The sequence below is a fragment of the Phaeovulum veldkampii DSM 11550 genome (assembly GCF_003034995.1).
Taxonomy (GTDB): Bacteria; Pseudomonadota; Alphaproteobacteria; order Rhodobacterales; family Rhodobacteraceae; genus Phaeovulum; species Phaeovulum veldkampii.
The window spans coordinates 1-18,187 of the sequence record NZ_PZKF01000044.1 but is presented as its reverse complement, the minus strand read 5'-3'; the positions used below and the strand labels follow the sequence as shown (position 1 = coordinate 18,187).

20 protein-coding genes are annotated in these 18,187 nt (G+C 66.6%); 10 read left to right on the top strand and 10 right to left on the bottom strand.

Annotation, left to right across the window (positions count from 1 at the left end; genetic code table 11):
* Positions 1 to 40: 40 nt before the first annotated feature.
* Complete coding sequence (locus tag C5F46_RS13945) at positions 41 to 508, bottom strand: DUF4174 domain-containing protein (protein WP_107325947.1); 468 nt, start codon at positions 506 to 508, stop codon at positions 41 to 43.
* Positions 509 to 748: 240 nt separating this feature from the next.
* Between C5F46_RS13945 and scpA the strand changes: the two genes are divergently transcribed.
* The 5 genes from scpA (at position 749) to C5F46_RS13920 (ending at position 5,641) form a co-directional block, all read left to right on the top strand.
* Positions 749 to 2,881, top strand: coding sequence for a methylmalonyl-CoA mutase (gene scpA / locus C5F46_RS13940; RefSeq protein ID WP_107325946.1), 2,133 nt, complete (start codon positions 749 to 751; stop codon positions 2,879 to 2,881).
* Positions 2,882 to 3,000: 119 nt separating this feature from the next.
* Entirely contained in the window at positions 3,001 to 3,486 is a 486-nt protein-coding gene (locus tag C5F46_RS13935) for a GNAT family N-acetyltransferase (RefSeq protein WP_107325945.1), read from the top strand.
* Positions 3,487 to 3,525: 39 nt separating this feature from the next.
* Positions 3,526 to 4,209 (top strand): molecular chaperone DjiA, encoded by a 684-nt coding sequence (locus C5F46_RS13930; RefSeq protein ID WP_107325944.1) that lies wholly within the window; start codon positions 3,526 to 3,528, stop codon positions 4,207 to 4,209.
* Between the two features lie 11 nt (positions 4,210 to 4,220).
* Complete coding sequence (locus C5F46_RS13925; RefSeq protein ID WP_107325943.1) at positions 4,221 to 5,234, top strand: endonuclease/exonuclease/phosphatase family protein; 1,014 nt, start codon at positions 4,221 to 4,223, stop codon at positions 5,232 to 5,234.
* Between the two features lie 38 nt (positions 5,235 to 5,272).
* Positions 5,273 to 5,641, top strand: coding sequence for an AAA+ family ATPase (locus C5F46_RS13920; RefSeq protein ID WP_107325942.1), 369 nt, complete (start codon positions 5,273 to 5,275; stop codon positions 5,639 to 5,641).
* 87 nt (positions 5,642 to 5,728) lie between these two features.
* On the opposite strand, the gene hrpB is transcribed toward C5F46_RS13920, so the two are convergent.
* Together hrpB and C5F46_RS13910 are read right to left on the bottom strand one after the other, a co-directional pair.
* Positions 5,729 to 8,173, bottom strand: a complete 2,445-nt coding sequence (gene hrpB / locus C5F46_RS13915; RefSeq protein WP_107325941.1) for an ATP-dependent helicase HrpB — start codon at positions 8,171 to 8,173, stop codon at positions 5,729 to 5,731.
* 7 nt (positions 8,174 to 8,180) lie between these two features.
* Complete coding sequence (locus C5F46_RS13910; RefSeq protein WP_235820179.1) at positions 8,181 to 8,927, bottom strand: DUF3108 domain-containing protein; 747 nt, start codon at positions 8,925 to 8,927, stop codon at positions 8,181 to 8,183.
* Positions 8,928 to 9,051: 124 nt separating this feature from the next.
* Between C5F46_RS13910 and meaB the strand changes: the two genes are divergently transcribed.
* From meaB to C5F46_RS16725, 5 genes are all read left to right on the top strand, one after another.
* Positions 9,052 to 10,029 carry a methylmalonyl Co-A mutase-associated GTPase MeaB gene (meaB, locus tag C5F46_RS13905; protein ID WP_107325939.1) on the top strand — a complete coding sequence of 326 codons (978 nt, stop codon included), beginning with the start codon at positions 9,052 to 9,054 and terminating at the stop codon, positions 10,027 to 10,029.
* A gap of 158 nt (positions 10,030 to 10,187) precedes the next feature.
* Entirely contained in the window at positions 10,188 to 10,475 is a 288-nt protein-coding gene (gene rpmB, locus C5F46_RS13900; protein ID WP_107325938.1) for a 50S ribosomal protein L28, read from the top strand.
* Between the two features lie 86 nt (positions 10,476 to 10,561).
* Positions 10,562 to 10,915 carry a hypothetical protein gene (locus C5F46_RS16730; RefSeq protein WP_168796879.1) on the top strand — a complete coding sequence of 118 codons (354 nt, stop codon included), beginning with the start codon at positions 10,562 to 10,564 and terminating at the stop codon, positions 10,913 to 10,915.
* A 37-nt stretch (positions 10,916 to 10,952) separates the two neighbouring features.
* Positions 10,953 to 11,330 (top strand): copper chaperone PCu(A)C, encoded by a 378-nt coding sequence (locus tag C5F46_RS13890; protein ID WP_181317758.1) that lies wholly within the window; start codon positions 10,953 to 10,955, stop codon positions 11,328 to 11,330.
* Positions 11,327 to 11,470: a hypothetical protein gene (locus tag C5F46_RS16725; RefSeq protein ID WP_181317757.1), complete on the top strand. Its 144-nt coding sequence runs from the start codon at positions 11,327 to 11,329 to the stop codon at positions 11,468 to 11,470. The genes C5F46_RS13890 and C5F46_RS16725 overlap by 4 nt, the downstream gene beginning before the upstream one ends.
* 45 nt (positions 11,471 to 11,515) lie before the next feature.
* Here C5F46_RS16725 and C5F46_RS13885 read toward each other — a convergent pair whose 3' ends face one another.
* The 7 genes from C5F46_RS13885 to C5F46_RS13855 all read right to left on the bottom strand — a co-directional run.
* Positions 11,516 to 11,812, bottom strand: coding sequence for a hypothetical protein (locus tag C5F46_RS13885; RefSeq protein WP_107325949.1), 297 nt, complete (start codon positions 11,810 to 11,812; stop codon positions 11,516 to 11,518).
* A 213-nt stretch (positions 11,813 to 12,025) separates the two neighbouring features.
* Complete coding sequence (ettA, locus tag C5F46_RS13880) at positions 12,026 to 13,681, bottom strand: energy-dependent translational throttle protein EttA (protein ID WP_107325936.1); 1,656 nt, start codon at positions 13,679 to 13,681, stop codon at positions 12,026 to 12,028.
* A gap of 71 nt (positions 13,682 to 13,752) precedes the next feature.
* Positions 13,753 to 14,613 (bottom strand): hypothetical protein, encoded by an 861-nt coding sequence (locus tag C5F46_RS13875; protein WP_107325935.1) that lies wholly within the window; start codon positions 14,611 to 14,613, stop codon positions 13,753 to 13,755.
* Positions 14,614 to 14,676: 63 nt separating this feature from the next.
* Entirely contained in the window at positions 14,677 to 15,171 is a 495-nt protein-coding gene (locus C5F46_RS13870) for a CAP domain-containing protein (protein WP_107325948.1), read from the bottom strand.
* A complete protein-coding gene (gene rimO, locus C5F46_RS13865; RefSeq protein ID WP_235820178.1) occupies positions 15,086 to 16,654 on the bottom strand; it encodes a 30S ribosomal protein S12 methylthiotransferase RimO in 1,569 nt (522 codons plus the stop codon). Before rimO ends, C5F46_RS13870 begins: the two co-directional genes overlap by 86 nt.
* Before the next feature lie 42 nt (positions 16,655 to 16,696).
* The gene (locus C5F46_RS13860) at positions 16,697 to 17,746 is read right to left on the bottom strand and encodes an ABC transporter ATP-binding protein (protein WP_107325934.1); all 1,050 of its coding nucleotides are present in this window, start codon (positions 17,744 to 17,746) and stop codon (positions 16,697 to 16,699) included.
* On the bottom strand, positions 17,747 to 18,187 hold a 441-nt coding region (locus C5F46_RS13855; RefSeq protein ID WP_146160236.1), incomplete at its 5' end, for an ABC transporter permease. It lies immediately after the preceding gene.

Genomic DNA, 18,187 nt, shown 5'->3' with positions numbered 1-18,187 from the left:
GGGCGGGGCAGGGGGGGCGTGCGGAATTGTCCGCGCGGCCCTACCTGATTGCGCGCATCTCCTCGCGCCGGATCGGCATCTTGTCGATCATGCGGATCAACTCGCGCCCGTCTTGCGGCGAGGGTTTGCGCTGCACCACGGTGCCGTCCTTTTCCATCAGCACCACCGAAAAGCCGCGCGGGCGCAGTTTCTGGCGCGGGGCCGAGGCGGCGGCGGGGTCGGTGTCGGTGATCACCACCACATCGCGCGCGGCCAGTTCCGGCCAGCGCGCCTCCAGATGCCGCATCTGTTCGGCAAAGGCGGGGTCGGCGGGTGTGTTGGCGAAAACCACGATGGGCCGGCTGGCCCAGAGGAACGAGGCCAGATCGACCGTATCGGCTGCAATCGGGGTGAAGCCCGTCTCGGTGCCGGTGATGTCGGCGGGGGCATCTGGCGCGCCCGGCGCCCCTTGCGCCAAGGCGGCAGTTGCAAAAACCGTCGAAAATACAAGGATCAGCGTCGGGATCATCCGGGTTCCTCCTGTCCTCGATATAGGGGTGGGGGCGGGCCGGGGCAAAGCCCGATGCACCCGATTTGTTGAAAATTCTTCACCCGCCAGCCGCGTTCTGCCGCGGCAGGCGGGCAGCCTGTGCGCCCTGCCGGGGCGCCAGACCCATGAACCGGCCCGGCCGCTTGGCCAGACGGGCACCCATTTCGCCGCAACCGCAGGCCATGCCGCCGCGACCGGCAAAACAGGAAGGACGGAACGATGACCGACAAGACAGCAGATTGGGCGCGGCTTGCGCAGAAGGAATTGCGCGACCGGCCGCTGGACAGCCTGACCTGGAACACGCTCGAAGGCATCGCGGTCAAGCCGCTGTATACTGCCGAAGATGTGGCGGGCCTGCCGCAGATGGGCGAGATGCCCGGCATCGCCCCCTTTACCCGCGGCGTGCGCGCCACGATGTATGCGGGCCGTCCCTGGACGATCCGGCAATATGCGGGCTTTTCCACCGCAGAGGCGTCGAACGCCTTTTACCGCAAGGCGCTGGCCGCCGGTCAGCAGGGCGTGTCGGTGGCCTTCGACCTGGCCACGCACCGCGGCTATGACAGCGATCACCCGCGCGTGGTGGGCGATGTGGGCAAGGCGGGCGTGGCAATCGACAGCGTCGAGGACATGAAGATCCTGTTCGACGGCATCCCGCTGGAAAAGGTCAGCGTTTCGATGACGATGAACGGCGCCGTGATTCCGGTTCTGGCCAATTTCATCGTCACCGGCGAGGAACAGGGCGTGCCGCGCGCCGCCCTGTCAGGGACCATTCAGAACGATATTCTGAAGGAATTCATGGTCCGAAACACCTATATCTATCCGCCCGAACCCTCGATGCGGATCATCGCGGACATCATCGAATACACCGCGAAAGAAATGCCCAAATTCAACAGCATCTCGATTTCCGGCTATCACATGCAGGAGGCGGGTGCGAACCTCGTGCAGGAACTCGCCTACACGCTTGCCGACGGCCGCGAATATGTGCGCGCGGCAATCGCGCGCGGCATGAACGTGGACGAATTCGCGGGGCGGCTGTCATTCTTCTTCGCCATCGGCATGAATTTCTTCATGGAGGCCGCGAAACTGCGGGCGGCGCGGATGCTGTGGCACCGCATCATGTCGGAATTCAACCCGCAGAAAACCGGCAGCCTGATGCTGCGCACGCATTGCCAGACTTCGGGCGTGTCGTTGCAGGAACAAGACCCCTACAACAACGTGGTGCGCACCGCCTACGAGGCGCTGGCGGCGGCGCTGGGCGGCACGCAATCGCTGCACACCAACGCGCTGGATGAGGCGATTGCGCTGCCCACCGAGTTTTCCGCCCGGATCGCCCGGAATACCCAGTTGATCCTGCAAGAGGAAACCGGCGTGACCAAGGTCGTCGATCCGCTGGCGGGCAGCTATTACGTCGAGAGCCTGACCAACGAACTGGCCGAAAAGGCCTGGGCGCTGATTGAGGAGGTCGAGGCGATGGGCGGCATGACCAAGGCGGTGGCCAGCGGCATGCCCAAGCTGCGCATCGAGGAATCCGCCGCGCGTCGTCAGGCGATGATCGACCGCGGCGAAGAGGTGATCGTGGGCGTCAACAAGTATCGGCTGGCCAAGGAAGACCATCTCGACATTCTTGATATCGACAACGTGGCGGTGCGCGAAAGTCAGATCGCCCGGCTGGCCGCGATGCGGGCGGCGCGAGACGAGGCAGCCTGCCAGGCGGCGCTGGACGAAATCACCCGCCGCGCGACCGAGGGCGGCAATCTTCTGGGCGCGGCGGTCGATGCGGCGCGGGCGCGGGCCTCTGTGGGGGAAATCAGCATGGCGATGGAAAAGGTGTTTGGCCGCCACCGGGCCGAGGTGAAGACGCTGGCCGGGGTCTACGGCGCCGCTTACGAGGGCGACGACGGCTTTGCCCAGATTCAGCGCGACGTGGAGGCCTTTGCCGAGGAAGAGGGCCGCAGGCCCCGGATGCTGGTCGTCAAGATGGGTCAGGACGGCCACGACCGCGGCGCCAAGGTGATCGCGACCGCCTTTGCCGACATCGGCTTTGACGTGGATGTGGGGCAGTTGTTCCAGACCCCCGAGGAAGCCGCGCAGGATGCAGTGGACAACGACGTGCATGTGGTCGGCATCTCGTCGCTGGCCGCCGGCCACAAGACGCTGGCGCCCAAGCTGATCGAGGCGCTGAAGGCGCAGGGGGCCGAAGATATTCTGGTGATCTGCGGCGGGGTGATCCCGCAGCAGGACTACGATTTCCTCAAGGGCGCGGGCGTGAAGGCGATCTTTGGTCCGGGCACCAACATTCCGGCTGCCGCGCGCGAGATCCTTGATCTGATCCGCGCGGCGCGCAAGGGCTGAGGGCGGGCGGGGGGCTGTCTGCCCCCCGGCCTTCGCAGCCAAGGCTGCGAAGGCTCCCCCCGAGGATATTTGGGCCAAGTTGAAAGGGCAGGGGCGCCCGACGCCCGGAGGTTTGTGCGATGATCCGACCCGCGGAACCGGCCGATTTTCCCGCGATCCTTGGATTCTGGAACCCGATCATCCGCGACACGACGGTGACTTTTTCCAGCGAGGAAAAGACGCCCGAGGGGCTGGCCGCGATGATCGGCAGCAGGCGTGCCGCGGGATGCGAGTTTTTTGTGGCCGAGGCGGGCGGGCAGGTTCTGGGGCTGGCCAGCTATGCCCAGTTCCGCGGCGGCAACGGCTATGTTCACGCGATGGAGCACACGGTCATCCTTGCGCCCGAGGCGCGGGGGCGGGGCCTTGGCCGCGCGCTGATGACGCATCTGGAGGGGCACGCGCGGGCTGGCGGCTGCCATGTTCTGGTGGCGGGGGTGTCGGCCGAAAATGCCGCAGGCATCGCCTTTCATGCGGCGCTGGGCTTTGTCGAGACAGGGCGGATGGCCGAGGTCGGGCGCAAGTTCGACCGCTGGCTTGATCTTGTGCTGATGCAGAAAACACTCTGACGCGCTGACAGCGCCGGACGGGGCCGCTATGCTGCCCCCATGTCGATCTGGACCCGTATCTCCGAGGCCGTGTCGGCCCTTGCCCGAGGCGAGGGCCTGTCGGTCATATTCGAGCGCCTGCGCACACCGCCCGAGCGGTCGGTGGGCTTTACCATCGCGGTCATTGCGCTGGGGGCCAAGATGGCCAAGGCTGACGGACAGGTGACGCGCGACGAGGTGGCAGCGTTTCGTGCGATTTTCACCATTCCGCCGGGCGAGGAGGCCAATGCCGCCCGTGTCTTCAACCTTGCCCGCACCGATGTGGCGGGGTTCGATGCCTATGCCCGCAAGATCGCGGCGATGTTCGGGCCGGGTGATGCGGTGCTGCATGATCTGCTGGAGGGGCTGTTCACCATTGCGCTGGCCGATGGCGAATATCACGCGGCCGAGGACATCTTTCTGGCCGAGGTGGCGCGCATCTTCGGGCTAAAGGCGTGCTGCTTTGATTCGTTGCGCGCACGTTTTGCCGCCGACAGCCACCCGGACCCCTACCGGGTGCTGGGTGTAACCCCCGAGGCGCCGCTGGCCGAGATCCGCGCTGCCTGGCGCGCGGCGGTGCATGAGGGCCACCCCGACCGCGCTATCGCCCGCGGCCTGCCGACCGAGGCGGTGAAACTGGCCGAGGCGCGGATCATGGCGCTGAACCGCGCCTGGGAAGAGATCAGCGCGCGCCGCGCCGCCTGACAGGGGGACCGATGCGGATAGCCACCTATAATGTCGAATGGTTCTCCAATCTGTTCGATCGACATGGTCAGTTCATGGCCGATGACGCGCCTTCGGGCCGGTTCAACGTGACCTGCGGCGAGCAGGTGGCGGCGCTGGGGCGGGTTTTTTGCGCGCTGGATGCGGATGCGGTGCTGGTGGTCGAGGCACCCGAGATGAACAAGCGCCGCAATACGGTGACGATGCTGGAGCGGTTCGCCGCGCGGTTTGGGCTGCGGACGCATCGGGCGATGATGGGGTTTGTCAACCACACCCAGCAGGAAATCGCACTGCTTTATGACCCCCAGGTGGTGTCCGCCGAACATGACCCGATGGGCAGCGATTTCGGGCCGGATCGGTTTGACGGCAGCTTTCTGATCGACCTGAACACTGACGGCAACCCCGATACCGTCACCTTTACCAAGCCGCCGCTGGAGGCGGCGCTGACGCTGAAATCGGGTCCGCAGCTGCGGCTGATCGGGGTGCATATCAAATCAAAAGCGCCGCGCGGGGGGATCAGCCCTGAGGCTGAAATCCGGCTGGCGATCGAAAACCGCCGCAAGCAACTGGCGCAATGCATCTGGCTGCGCGGGCGCGTTGCGGCGCATCTGATGGCGGGGGACAGTCTGGTCGTGCTGGGCGATTTCAACGATGGGCCGGGGCTGGACGAATATGAAAAGCTGTTTGGCCGCTCGGGCATCGAGATTGTTCTGGGCGAGGAGGCGCTGCCCGCACTGCGTCTGGCCGACCCGCACGCGGCCCCTGCCTGCGGCCACCCGACGCTGGCCACCCCAGCCTCGGCCCGGTTCTATCTGGACGAGGAGGGGCAGTTCTTTTCGGCGATGCTGGATTTTGTCATGCTCTCGCCCGATCTCTGCGCGCGAGGGCCGAAATGGCGCATCTGGCACCCGTTCGACGACCCCGCCTGCTATGCTGATGCCGATCTGCGCGAGGCGCTGTTGACCGCGTCGGACCATTTTCCCGTCAGCGTCGATATTTCGTTCTGACCGCTGCACATCGGGCGGGAATCGGGTATGATGACCCTATGACACGTTTTGCCCTTGCCCTGTCGCTGCTGCTTCTGGCCGTGCCCGCCTTGGCCGAAGGCCCTGTTGCCCCTGTCGAGCCTGCGCCCCCGCTTGACGGCGAGGTTGGCAAGGGTTTCAGTCTGATGGAAGAGGGGGCAAAGCTGTTGTTTCGTGGCCTGATCGACGAGATCGAGCCGTCGCTGGGCGAGATTCAGCGCGGTTTTGACGAGGCCATGGCCGAGTTCGAGCCAGCTTTCCGCGATCTGGCGCGGATGATCGGCGACATCAAGAATTACGAGGCCCCGGTCAAGCTGCCCAACGGCGATATCCTGATCCGCCGCAAGCCCGCGTCGCTGCCCCCGGCGTCCGGGGAGATGGAGCTGTGACGGGCCGCTGACGGTCTGATCCGCGCGCCGTTGGGGTTTGTCGCACGCCGCTTTGAAACACAGCGGCCCTTGCTGTTGTGCTTGGCGTCAGGTTCCGCGGGGCTTGGCGCGTGTGGTGGGCTCGGCCTCGCGCGGGTCTTCGGGCCAGGGGTGGCGGGGATAGCGGCCACGCATGTCCTTGCGGACATCGGCATAGGAATTGGCCCAGAAGCCGGGCAGGTCCATTGTCACCTGCACCGGCTTGGCGGCGGGTGACAACAGCGTGATGCGCAGGGGCAGCCGGCTCGGCCCGACGCAGGGGTGTTCGGTCACGCCGAACACCTCTTGCAGGCGCAATTCGATCGCCGGCGCGGCGCCCTCATAGTTGATCGGCACGCGGCGACCCAGCGGTGTGGTAAAGGCCGCGGGCGCCAGCCGGTCTACCAGTTGCGTCTGATCCCAGCCGAGCGCGCCGTGCAGCGCCTGCGTCAGATCAAGGTTGCGCAGGTCGGCCTCGGTCCGTTTGCCTGCCAGATGTGGCAACAGCCAATCCTCGGCGCGGTTTAGCAGGCCGGCATCGGTGAAATCAGGCAGATCGGCGCCGCCCTTGCGGCACAGTTCCACCCGCGCGCGAAACCGCGCCGCCGCGTCGGACCATGGCAGGCCCAACAGGCGCATCCCCTCCAGCGCGGCGCGCGCCAGCGCCTCGGGCGGGGCGTCGGGCCAAGGCCGGTCATCCAGCACCAGCGCACCAAGGCGTTCCTGACGGCGCGCCAGCACGCGGCCCTCGCGGCGCGACCATTCGCACACATCGTGCCAGCCGATCCGGTCGGCAAACAGGCCGCGCAGCGCCGTTTCGGGCAGCACGATGGCCTGCCGCAGCCGCGCCTCGCGCGGGTCGCCATCCAGATCGGTGGCCACGATCAGCCGGGCCTTGCCCAAAGGGTCGGTTTCTGCGGCCACCGCGCCCTTGCCACCTGACAGCACGAACCGCGGCGCCTCGCCCTTGCGGCGCAGCCCGATCCGGTCGGGATAGGCAAGCGCCGCCATCTCGGGCAGGGTGTAGCCGCGCGCGCCGCGGCGCACCAGGGCGGCCAGCCGTTTCGCCTCGGCGCGGATGCGGTCCACCGTGCCGCGATGCACGACATGGGGGTGGCTATCCTCATAATCCTTGGGGTCGCGGATCGCGGCCAGCCGCAGCGTCAGATCGGCCGATGCGCCCCGGATCGGGTCGCGCTCGGACATCAGCGCGGCCAGCGTGGCGGCCTCGGGGCCGGCGGTCACCAGCATATGCGCCAGCCGCGGGTGCAGCGGCAGGGCGGCCAGCGCGCGGCCATGGTCGGTGATGCGCCCGCCTTCCAGCGCGCCCAAGCCCGCCAAAAGCGCCCGCGCCTCGGCCAGTGCCGGGGCCGGGGGCGGCGTCAGGAAGGCCAGATCCGATCCGTCCGAGCCCCAGATCGCCAGTTCCAGCGCCAGCCCCGCCAGATCGGCCACGGCAATTTCGGGCGGGGCAAAGGCGGGCAGGGCGCCTTCTTCGCCCTTGGTCCAGAGCCGGTAGCAGACGCCTGGCGCCACCCGGCCCGCGCGGCCGCGGCGCTGTTCGGCCTCGGCGCGGCTGACGCGTTCGGTGATCAGACGCGCCATCCCCGAGGCCGGGTCGAACCGCGCGCGCCGCGCCCGGCCCGCATCGACCACCACCCGCACATCCTGAATCGTCAGCGAGGTTTCGGCGATCGAGGTTGCCAGCACCACCTTGCGCCCGCTGGCGGCGGGGGCGATGGCGGCGCGCTGGGCGGCAAAATCCATCGCGCCGTAGAGCGGGCGCAGCACGCACTCGGCGGGCAGGTGCGCGGCCAGCAGCGCCTCGACCCGGCGGATTTCGGCCTCGCCGGGCAGGAATACCAGCACCCCGCCCTCGGTTTCCGAAAGCGCCTGCGTCACAAGGCCCGCCACCGCGGGTTCCAGTCGCATGCCGGCTGCGACGGGGCGGGGCAGCCAGCGGGTTTCGACCGGATAGGCGCGCCCTTCCGACACGACAACGGGGGCATCGCCCAGCATCGCCGCCACCGGAGCCGCATCGAGCGTGGCCGACATCACCACCACCGCCAGATCGGGGCGCAGCGCCGAACGCGCCTCCCAAACCAGTGCAAGGCCCAGATCGGCGTTCAAGGATCGTTCATGAAATTCATCGAAAATGACGCAGCCCACACCGGCAAGCGCGGGGTCGGATTGGATCATCCGGGTCAGGATGCCCTCGGTCACCACCTCGATCCGGGTGGCGCGGCCCACCCGCGCCTCGCCGCGGATGCGGTAGCCCACGGTCTGCCCCACCGGTTCGGCCAGCGTCTCGGCCATGCGCTCGGCGGCGGCACGGGCGGCAAGGCGGCGCGGCTCCAGCATCAGGATGCGCCCTGCGACCTGATCCAGCAGCGCCAGCGGCACCCGCGTCGTCTTGCCCGCGCCAGGGGGCGCGACCAGCACGGCGGTTCCGTGCGCGGCCAGCGCCAGGCGCAGGTCGGGCAGGACCGTGTCGATGGGCAGGGCGATACTCACGCCTGACTTATCGCCGTTTCAGCGCGCCTTTGCCATAGATCGTGTCCATACTGACCTCGACCACCCGCATCATGCCGTTGGCTGCGGGTTTGTAGACCAGCCGAAACGGGAAGCGCGTCTTGTCGGCCATCTCCTTGTCTGAAAACCCGGCCAGGCGGCGATATTCCCCCGCGCATTGCAGCCCTTCGCCATCCGCCTTCGCGGCGGCCAACGTCACCTGACTGCGGCGGCGCCCGTCGAACAGAACGACGGTGGAATTGCAGGCTTGCGCCGCGGGCACATCGCGCAGCGTGGCATAGAGCGCGGTCAGCGGGTCAATCGTGCCGCCCTGTGTGGCGGGGGCAATGTCACCGGGCCGGGGTTGCCGCGGCGGGTTGTAGACGCGCACCTGTGGCACGCCGGCCTTGTAGTCCATCACCGATTCCGACTCGCGCTTGCCGGTGTCGGCCCGTTCGGCATAACGCGCGGGCGTGAACCGCGTGGCCCGGACGCTGCCGGATACGTCGGCATCATAGCGCACCTTGCGCAAGGCGCCGATCAGCCCGGCGCTTTGCAGCGTGCCCTTTGCGGCATAGCTGCCGCCCTCGATCCGGCCCGAAACGCTGAGCCGCCCGGCGGTTAGCCCCTTCAGCGTCAGGTCAAACACCATCTGGTCGCTTTGATCGGCGCGGGCCAGTGGAGCTGCGGAAAGGCTGAGCAACGCGGCCAGAGCCAGAACGCCGGCGCGGGGCGGGAAACGGGAAGGCATTGTCATGGGGCACCTTGCAAAAACGGAACGCGGGGCAAGCTTGGCTCTGGACATATACCGTTTCCTGGGGGCAAGAAACCCTGCGCACCGTCACGATTTCTGACGGTTCTGTCACGCGGAAGGCGATGCGATGCAGCAACCCGATCTTGCCACCGCCCTGATTGCGGGCGACCGCCGGGCCTTGGCCCGCGCCATCACGCTGGTGGAAAGCACGCGCCCCGATCACCGCGCTGCGGCGCTGGCGGTGCTTGAGGCGGCAGCACGCGCCGGGCGGCAGGCGCTGCGGATCGGTCTGTCGGGCACGCCCGGCGTGGGCAAATCGACTTTCATCGAAAGTTTTGGGCTGATGCTGGTCAATCAGGGGCTGCGGGTGGCGGTGCTGGCGGTTGATCCGTCGTCGGCGCGGTCGGGCGGGTCGATTCTGGGCGACAAGACCCGGATGGATCGGCTGAGCCGAGAGCCTGCTGCCTTTATCCGCCCCTCGCCCAGCCAGGCGCATCTGGGCGGCGTCGCGCGCCGTACGCGCGAGGCGATCAGCCTGTGCGAGGCGGCAGGATTTGACGTGGTGCTGATTGAGACGGTGGGCGTGGGCCAGTCGGAAACATTGGTGGCCGAGATGGCCGATCTGTTCATTCTGCTGCTGGCGCCCGCGGGCGGCGACGAGTTGCAGGGCGTCAAGCGTGGCATCATGGAGATGGCCGACCTGATTCTGGTGAACAAGGCCGATGGCGACCTCAAGCCCGCCGCGCTGCGCACCGTGTCGGATTATGCCGGCGCGCTGCGCCTGTTGCGCAAGCGCCCGCAAGATCCCGAGGGCTTTCCCAAGGCGCTGCCGGTGTCGGCGCTGGCCGAGGACGGGCTGGCACAGGCCTGGGCCGAGATGCAGGCGCTGGCGCAGTGGCGCCGTGACCGCGGCCATTTTGCCGCCCATCGGGCCGAACAGGCGCGCCAGTGGTTCGAGGCCGAGGTTCGCGAAGGGCTTTTGGCGCGGCTGACCCGCGACCCGGCGGTGCGGGCGCGGTTGGGGGCCTTGGGCGATGCGGTGGCGGCGGGCCGGGCTGCCCCGGCGCAGGCGGCGGCTGAAATGCTGGCCAGCCTCGGCGGCTGATCTGCCCCCCGATTCGGGGCGCGGAGGCAATGAATCGCTTGACGCGGCCCCCCTTTGCCCGTATCCCGCCCGAACGGAATTCGGGGTGCTGCCGCGCGGTGCCCCATCATGGTATGAATGCCGGGCGTGTCGGCCCGAGGAAACGAAGGAACGAAGCCATGTCGCGCGTTTGCGAACTGACCGGCAAAGGCCCGATGACGGGCAACAACGTGAGCCACGCCAACAACAAGTCGCGTCGCCGCTTTTTGCCCAACCTGAACGAGGTCACGCTGATCTCGGATGCGTTGGGCCAGTCCTACAAGCTGCGCATCTCGGCTGCGGCGCTGCGCTCGGTTGACCACCGCGGCGGGCTGGATGCCTTTCTGGCCAAAGCTGATGACGCGGAGCTGTCGCTCAACGCGCTGAAGATCAAGAAGGCGATCGCCAAGGCGCAAGCCGCGGCCTGATCCCTGTCTGATCGCTGATCTGCCAAGCCCCGCTTCGGCGGGGCTTTTGCATTTGCGCGGGCGCCGATCCGCGCTAGACAGGGGGCATGACCGGCCCCGTCCTGCGCCCCCTGTTCGGCCTTTTGCTGGCGCTGCTGATCGCGGCAACCAGCCTGACCATGGCCGCGGCCCGCGGCCAGACCCGGATTGCGGGTGAGGTGGTGATCTGCACCGGCGCCGGCGTCACCACGGTTGTGGTCGATACCGATAGCCAGCCGGTCGGGCCTGCGCATCTGTGCCCCGACATGGTGCTGGCGCTGATGGTCGCGCTGGATCAGGCCGCCCTCGATATCCGGTGCCCGCTGGGGCGGGTGGCGGGGCTGGTGCGGCTCGACCCGCCTGCGGCCCAGTCGCAGGCGCGGGCCGTGCCCCGCGCCCGTGACCCGCCTGCCGCGGTCTGACCCTACCCTCAGACCCATTTTTTGACAGGAGCAGGCCATGACCTTGCACAAGTACACTCTGACTGCGGCGGCGATTGCCTTTTCACTGGGCCTTGCGGTTCCCGCGCTGGCCGAGATCGTGATCAGCGATCCCTACGCCCGCGTCTCGGCGATGATGTCGAAATCCGGCGCCGCCTTCATGGTGATCGAAAACACCGGCGCCGAGGATGACCGGCTGGTGTCTGCCGCGTCGGATATTGCGGCCAAGGTGGAACTGCACACCCACAAGGCCGACGCCAACGGTGTGATGCAGATGATCGAGGTGCCCGAGGGATTTGTCATCCCCGCGGGCGGCCAGCATGTGCTGGAACGTGGCGCCGACCATGTGATGTTTCTGGGCCTGCAGTTCGGGGCTGGAACACGGTACAAAACGTGACCGTGACGCTGACCTTCGAGAAGGCCGGGCCGATGACGGTGCAGATGCCGGTCGATCTGAAACGCGGGATGCCGATGATGGGGCAGGGGATGCCTGCCGCCGCGCCGATGGGCCAGATGCACGGCCAGCCCGCGAACTGACCGCGCCACAATGGCCGGGGGCGGGCGCCTGCGGGCGCCCGACCGTCAGCCGCCGCAGTAGGCTTCGGCGGTGGCGGCAAAATTCTTGTAGCGCAGCCAGAACGCCTCGTCGCTGGCGCGGTCCGACTGGCGAACCTTTTGTGCCTCGTCGGGGTTCTTGAAGAAACCCGCTGCGCGACGCTGGTCCGACCGGCTCAGCGTCATGTCGGCGACCTGCTGGATGCAGCCGCACAGGCCCCGGTTGCCGCCGCGATCCGACCGCATGCAGGCCCCGTCAACCGGCCCGGCCAAGGCCGGAACCGGAAGGGCCAGAACGACTGCCACAAGAAGAAGTCTTTTCATCGCTCGCGCCTCTGTTTGGCCGCAGATCAGCATAAGACCGCCCGCGCGCCTTGTGATTTTGACGCAAGTTTACCGTTTCAGGCAGAAATTTTCAATGCAAAGAGGGGGTTCGGCCAAATACAGCCGATTTGCCCCCCCCTTGCCACCAGCCATGGGGGCGGGGCGGGCGACTGCCGCTGCCGGTGGGGTGGGCGCGGCCCACCCCGGCCGGGTTCAGCGCGTGAACTTTTTGTATTTCACCCGCTTCGGTTCGACCGAGTCGGGGCCAAGGCGGCGAATCTTGTCTTCTTCATAGGCTTCGAAGTTGCCCTCGAACCATTCCACATGCGCATCGCCCTCGAATGCGAGGATATGGGTGCACAGCCGGTCGAGGAAGAAGCGGTCGTGGCTGATGATCACCGCGCAGCCCGCGAAATCATCCAGCGCCGATTCCAGCGCCTGCAGCGTTTCCACGTCCAGGTCGTTGGTCGGTTCGTCCAGCAGCAGCACGTTGCCGCCCGAGCGCAGCAGTTTGGCCATATGCACGCGGTTGCGTTCACCACCAGACAGCAGGCCCACCTTTTTCTGCTGATCGCCGCCCTTGAAGTTGAACGCCCCGCAATAGGCGCGGCTGTTCATTTCGGCATCGCCCAGATGGATCACCTCAAGCCCGTCCGAGATTTCCTCCCACACGGTCTTGTTGGGGTCGAGCGCGTCGCGCGACTGATCGACGTAAGACAGTTGCACGGTATCGCCTAGCGTGATGTTGCCTTCGTCCGGGCTTTCCTGCCCGGTGATCATGCGGAACAGCGTCGATTTCCCCGCGCCGTTCGGGCCGATCACCCCCACAATCGCCCCCGGCGGCACGCTGAAGCTGAGATCCTCGATCAACAGCTTGTCGCCCATGTGCTTTTTCAGCCCCTCGACCTCGATCACCTTGCCACCCAGCCGTTCGCCGTTGGGAATGATGATCTGTGCGGTCGACAGCTTTTCGCGCTCCGACTGGCCGGCCATTTCGTTGTATTTCTGAATCCGGGCCTTTTGTTTGGCCTGCCGCGCCTTGGCGCCGGCGCGAATCCAGTTCAGTTCCTTTTCCAGAACCTTCTGCTTGGCCTTGTCCTCGCGCGCCTCTTGCAGCAGCCGCTTGGCCTTCTGTTCAAGCCAGGCCGAATAGTTGCCCTCGTAGGGGATGCCCCGGCCGCGGTCGAGTTCCAGAATCCAGCTGGTGATGTCGTCCAGGAAATAGCGGTCATGCGTCACGATCAGGATCGTGCCGGTGTATTCGATCAGGTGCTTTTGCAGCCATGCGATGGATTCGGCATCCAGGTGGTTGGTCGGTTCGTCCAGCAGCAGCATGTCGGGCGCTTCCAGCAGCAGCTTGCACAGTGCGACCCGGCGCCGCTCGCCGCCCGACAGGGTTTCCACGTTCGCATCGTCGGGCGGGCAGCGCAGGGCCTCCATCGCCACGTCGATCTGGCTGTCCAGATCCCACAGGTTCTGCGCGTCGATCGTGTCCTGCAACTGCGCCATTTCGTCGGCGGTTTCGTCGGAATAGTTCATCGCCAGTTCGTTGTAGCGATCCAGGATCGCCTTTTTCGGCGCCACGCCCAGCATCACGTTGCCGCGCACATCAAGCGTCGGGTCCAGTTGCGGCTCTTGCGGCAGATAGCCCACGCGCGCGCCCTTGGCGGCCCAGGCCTCGCCCTGAAAATCCTTGTCGATCCCCGCCATGATCCGCAGCAGCGTGGATTTACCCGAGCCGTTGACGCCCACGACCCCGATCTTGACACCGGGCAGAAAATTCAGATGGACGTTTTCAAAGCATTTCTTGCCACCGGGGTAGGTCTTGGACACGCCATCCATGTGATAGACATACTGGTAAGACGCCATGAAAACTCTCCTGCCGGTGGGGTTGCAGGGCGCTATGTAGTCGAGATGGGGGGCAAGGGGAAGGGGCCGGTCTAGCGATAGAAGTTCAAGATATCGCGGCGGGTGCGGCCGATCACGGCATCGGACCAGATCAGGACGCGGTTCTTGCTGTCTTTGACACGCGCGCCCTCGGGCAGGCGCAGCAGCGCCTCGGGCTTGACCGACATCCCGCAGAGCGTGACGGCGACCAGTTTGGCGCGCCGCGCCCGGACCCAGGGCAGACGCGCCTTGATGCGGGCAATCAGCGGACTGCGCGCCATGAATTCGGCGGGGAATTTCACCGCGAAACTGGCCGGGATCGGTTCGATCACCGCTTGCGCGGCCCAGCTGATGAAGCGTTCGTCGGCGATCATCGGGCGAAAGCTGAAATCGGGATATTGGGCATGCAGCGTGCGGAACCGTTCGGCGATATAGCCGCATTCGGCCGGGTGAAAGATCACGACCGAGGAATTGCCTCGCGCATAGCGCCGCCCACCGGTCAGCCGCGACACCAGCCGCCCCGGCCACCCCAGCGGCAGCACCACGCTTTGCAGGATGCGCACCGTTTGGCGGGTGGTCAGCAGGTTGATCCCCGCGCTCAGATCGCCCGTCACCACGGTATCAAGATCGATGTAGATGGCGGGCAGGTCGTCGGGCAGAACGCCCGGCGCGAACAGGCACAGCTTGGCCTGGCAGCCCCCGGTCACGAAGCGCGGTTGCAAAAAGAAATCCGGGATCGGCCGCAGTTCGGCCCGTGCATCCAGCCCCGGGCGGGGGCGGTCAGACAGCAGAATGAACCGCGCGGGCCGGTGAGTGTGCGTTGCGATCGCCGTGATCAGGCGGTTGATGTCGGAAACGCCGTATTTCTCGCCCCAGGCGATCATCACGCATTGCCATTGGGGCGCGTCGGCCATCGTGTGCCTCTCTTGTTGCGGGGCGCAGTCTACAGGCGCCTGACCACAGGTCCAGCGTTGCGATCAGCACGGGTTGGCGAACACCTGCACCCACCATGGGCCCTGATTGCCCGTGCGCGGCACATAGCCGATGCCGATTTCCTGCACCGACCCGCGCAGGATATTGGCGCGGTGTTTGGGGCTTTGCATCAGATCCTGCATTACCTGATCGACCGAGCGCCAGCCGAAAGAGATGTTTTCGGCGGTCAGGCAGGTCCGGTAGCCGGCCCGTTTGACGCGGGTCTTGGGGGTCTTGCCGTCTGAACCGTGGTGGTCGAAAAAGCCCTTGGTCGCCATGTCGCAGGCGTGGCCTTGTGCGGCGCGGGTCAGCTTGGCATCCAGTTGCAGCGGCCGCAGCCCCTGCGCGCGACGTTCGGCGTTGACGCGGGCCAGCATCGGGCCGCTGATTTCGGCGGGCACCGCGCGGCAACTGTCAACCGCCTGCGCCGACGTGGTCAGCGCCGGAAGCGCCAGCATCGACAGTGTTGCGACGGCCAGATAGCGTTGAATCACTTGCATTCCCTACCTCGGTTCTTGATGCCGCGCCGCACACTGCCGCGAATGCGGTCAGCCTGCACAACCCAAAGGGCAAGGATCGGACAGCTTTGCGGAGTTTTCGTGGCACGCCCGCCGCAGCATCCCGCCGCCCCCACAGGTCATAGTCGCCCGCCTCGTCCACCGTCACGGTGACAATGTCGCCGGGGCTGAGGGGTTCGAAACCCTCGTCGATGAACAGGTTGCCGTCGATTTCTGGCGCGTCGGCCTTGGTGCGGCAGGTGGCGCCTTCAGCATCGACACTGTCCACGATCACCTCAAGCCGCTGGCCAACCTTGGCGGCCAGCTTTGCCTCGGAAATCGCCTGTGCCTTTTCCATGAAACGGTCCCAGCGGTCTTGTTTGACCTCGGCAGGCACATGGTCTGGCAGGGCGTTGGCGCGGGCACCGGCCACGTTTTCATACTGAAAGCAGCCGACGCGATCCAGTTGCGCCTCGTCCATCCAGTCCAGCAGGGTCTGGAATTCGGCCTCTGTCTCGCCCGGATAGCCGACGATGAAGGTGGAGCGCAGGGTAATCTCGGGGCAGATTGCGCGCCAGGCGGCGATTTCATCCAGAGTTTTCGCCGCAGCCGCGGGCCGGGCCATCCGGCGCAGCGTATCGGGGTGGGCATGCTGGAACGGAATGTCCAGATAGGGCAGCACCAGCCCTTGGGCCATCAGCGGCACCAGATCGCGCACATGCGGGTAGGGGTAGACGTAATGCAGCCGCACCCAGGCACCGAGGCTGCCCAGATCGCGCGCCAGATCGGTGATATGGGCGCGGTGGCCGCGGTCGCTGGCGTGTTTCAGGTCTACCCCATAGGCCGACGTGTCCTGCGAGATGACCAGCAGTTCCCGCACGCCCGCCGCCACCAGCTTTTCGGCCTCGCGCAGCACGGCGTGGGCCGGGCGGCTGACCAGTTTGCCGCGCATGTCGGGGATGATACAGAATTTGCAGGCGTGGTTGCAGCCCTCGGAAATCTTCAGATAGCTGTAGTGCCGCGGGGTCAGGCTCACGCCGGTGGCGGGCAGCAGGTCGATGAACGGGTCGGGCTGCGGCGGCACCGCGGCGTGGACGGCATCCAGCACCGCCTCGTATTGATGCGGGCCGGTCACGGCCAGAACCTGCGGATGCGCCCCGGTGATGTAGGCGGGTTCCGCCCCCAGGCAGCCGGTGACGATCACCCGGCCGTTTTCGGTCAGCGCCTCGCCGATGGCCTCCAGGCTTTCGGCCTTGGCGCTGTCGAGAAAGCCGCAGGTGTTCACAATCACCGCATCGGCGCCGGCATAGTCGGGGCTGATCGCATAGCCCTCGGCGCGCAGGCGCGTCAGGATGCGTTCGCTGTCTACCAGCGCCTTGGGGCAGCCAAGGCTGACCATGCCGATGGTCGGCTGGCCAGGGCGGCGGGCATCGGGCACCTCGGCGCGGGCGAGGTCAGGGCGGAGGTTCGGAGGGTTCTGGCTCATGGCCGCCATATAGCGGGGGCAGGGCCTTCCGGGAAAGCCCCCTCAGCCCCCGATCAGCAGAAGATCGCGCGCGGCCAGCGACACGGTGACGGTATCGCCCATCCGCGGCGGCACGCGCTGCGGATCGTTGAACGTGTCGAACGCCAGCACCGCGCCCGCCACATCGGCCCGGAGCCGGATCACCGAGCCGAGGAAATCGACATCCACGATGCGGCCCTGCAAAGCGGTTTCCCGGCCAGACGCCGCGCCAAGGCTGATCATTTCGGGCCGGGCGGCCAGTGTCACGCGGCCCGCGGGCAGCGGGCGGCCCAGCCGCGCCTCGGTGCCGCCGATGCGGACGTGGCCGGAGGCGGGGTCGATCACCTCGGCCTCCAGCAGGTTCAGCGTGCCGACGAAACTGGCGACAAAGCGGGTTTTCGGCTGGTTGTAGATTTCAAACGGCGTGCCGACCTGATCGGCGATGCCCTCATGCATCACCACGATCCGGTCCGACATCGACAGCGCCTCTTCCTGATCGTGGGTCACATAGATTGTCGTGATCCCCAGCTTTTGCTGAATCGCCCGGATCTCGGTGCGCAGGCTGATACGGATCTTGGCATCCAGCGCCGACAGCGGCTCGTCCAGCAGCAGAACCTTGGGCCGCACCGCCAGCGCGCGGGCCAGCGCCACGCGCTGCTGCTGGCCGCCCGACAACTGAAACGGATAGCGGTCGCCCAGTTCCGGCAGACCGATGATGTCCAGCATTTCGGCCACGCGTTCGCGGATCAGGCCCTTGTCGGCGCCCTGCACCTTCAGCCCGAAGGCCACGTTCTGCGCCACGGTCAGGTTGGGAAACAGGGCATAGCTTTGAAACACCATGCCGATGTTGCGCTGGTTCGGGCGCAGCCGCACGATATCCTTGCCGTCGATGCGGATGGTGCCGGTCGAGGGGGTTTCAAACCCCGCCACCATGCGCAGCGTCGTGGTCTTGCCGCAGCCCGAGGGGCCAAGAAACGAGACGAACTCGCCCTGTTCCACGTCCAGCGTGAAATCCTTGACCACCTTCGTTGCGCCAAAGGATTTTTCCAGATGCTCGATGTCGAGAAATGCCATTCAGCGTGCCGCCTTGGTGTGGTTGGTGAACCGGGTGATCAACTGGATCAGCCCCATGCAGGCCCAGGTGATGGCAAAGGCGATCACCGCCAGCGCCGCCGGTTCATAGGCGCGGTTGGCGCCCATCAGTTGCAGATAAGGCCCGAAAGCCGGGCGGTTCAGCAGCGCCGCCATGGTGAATTCGCCGATCACGATGGCGAAGGTCAAAAACGCCCCCGACAGCACCGCCACCAGCACATTGGGCAGGATCACGCGCGCCAGAATGGTCACCCAGCCCGCCCCAAGGCTTTGCGCCGCCTCGGTCAGGGTGGCGATGTCGATGGTGCGCAGGCCGGTATCGACGGCGCGATACATGTAAGGCAGCGCCAGCGTGGCATAGCCGAACATCAGCAACAGGTTGGTGCCCGTGGTCGAGCCGGTCAGCGGCAGCCAGCTAGCCCG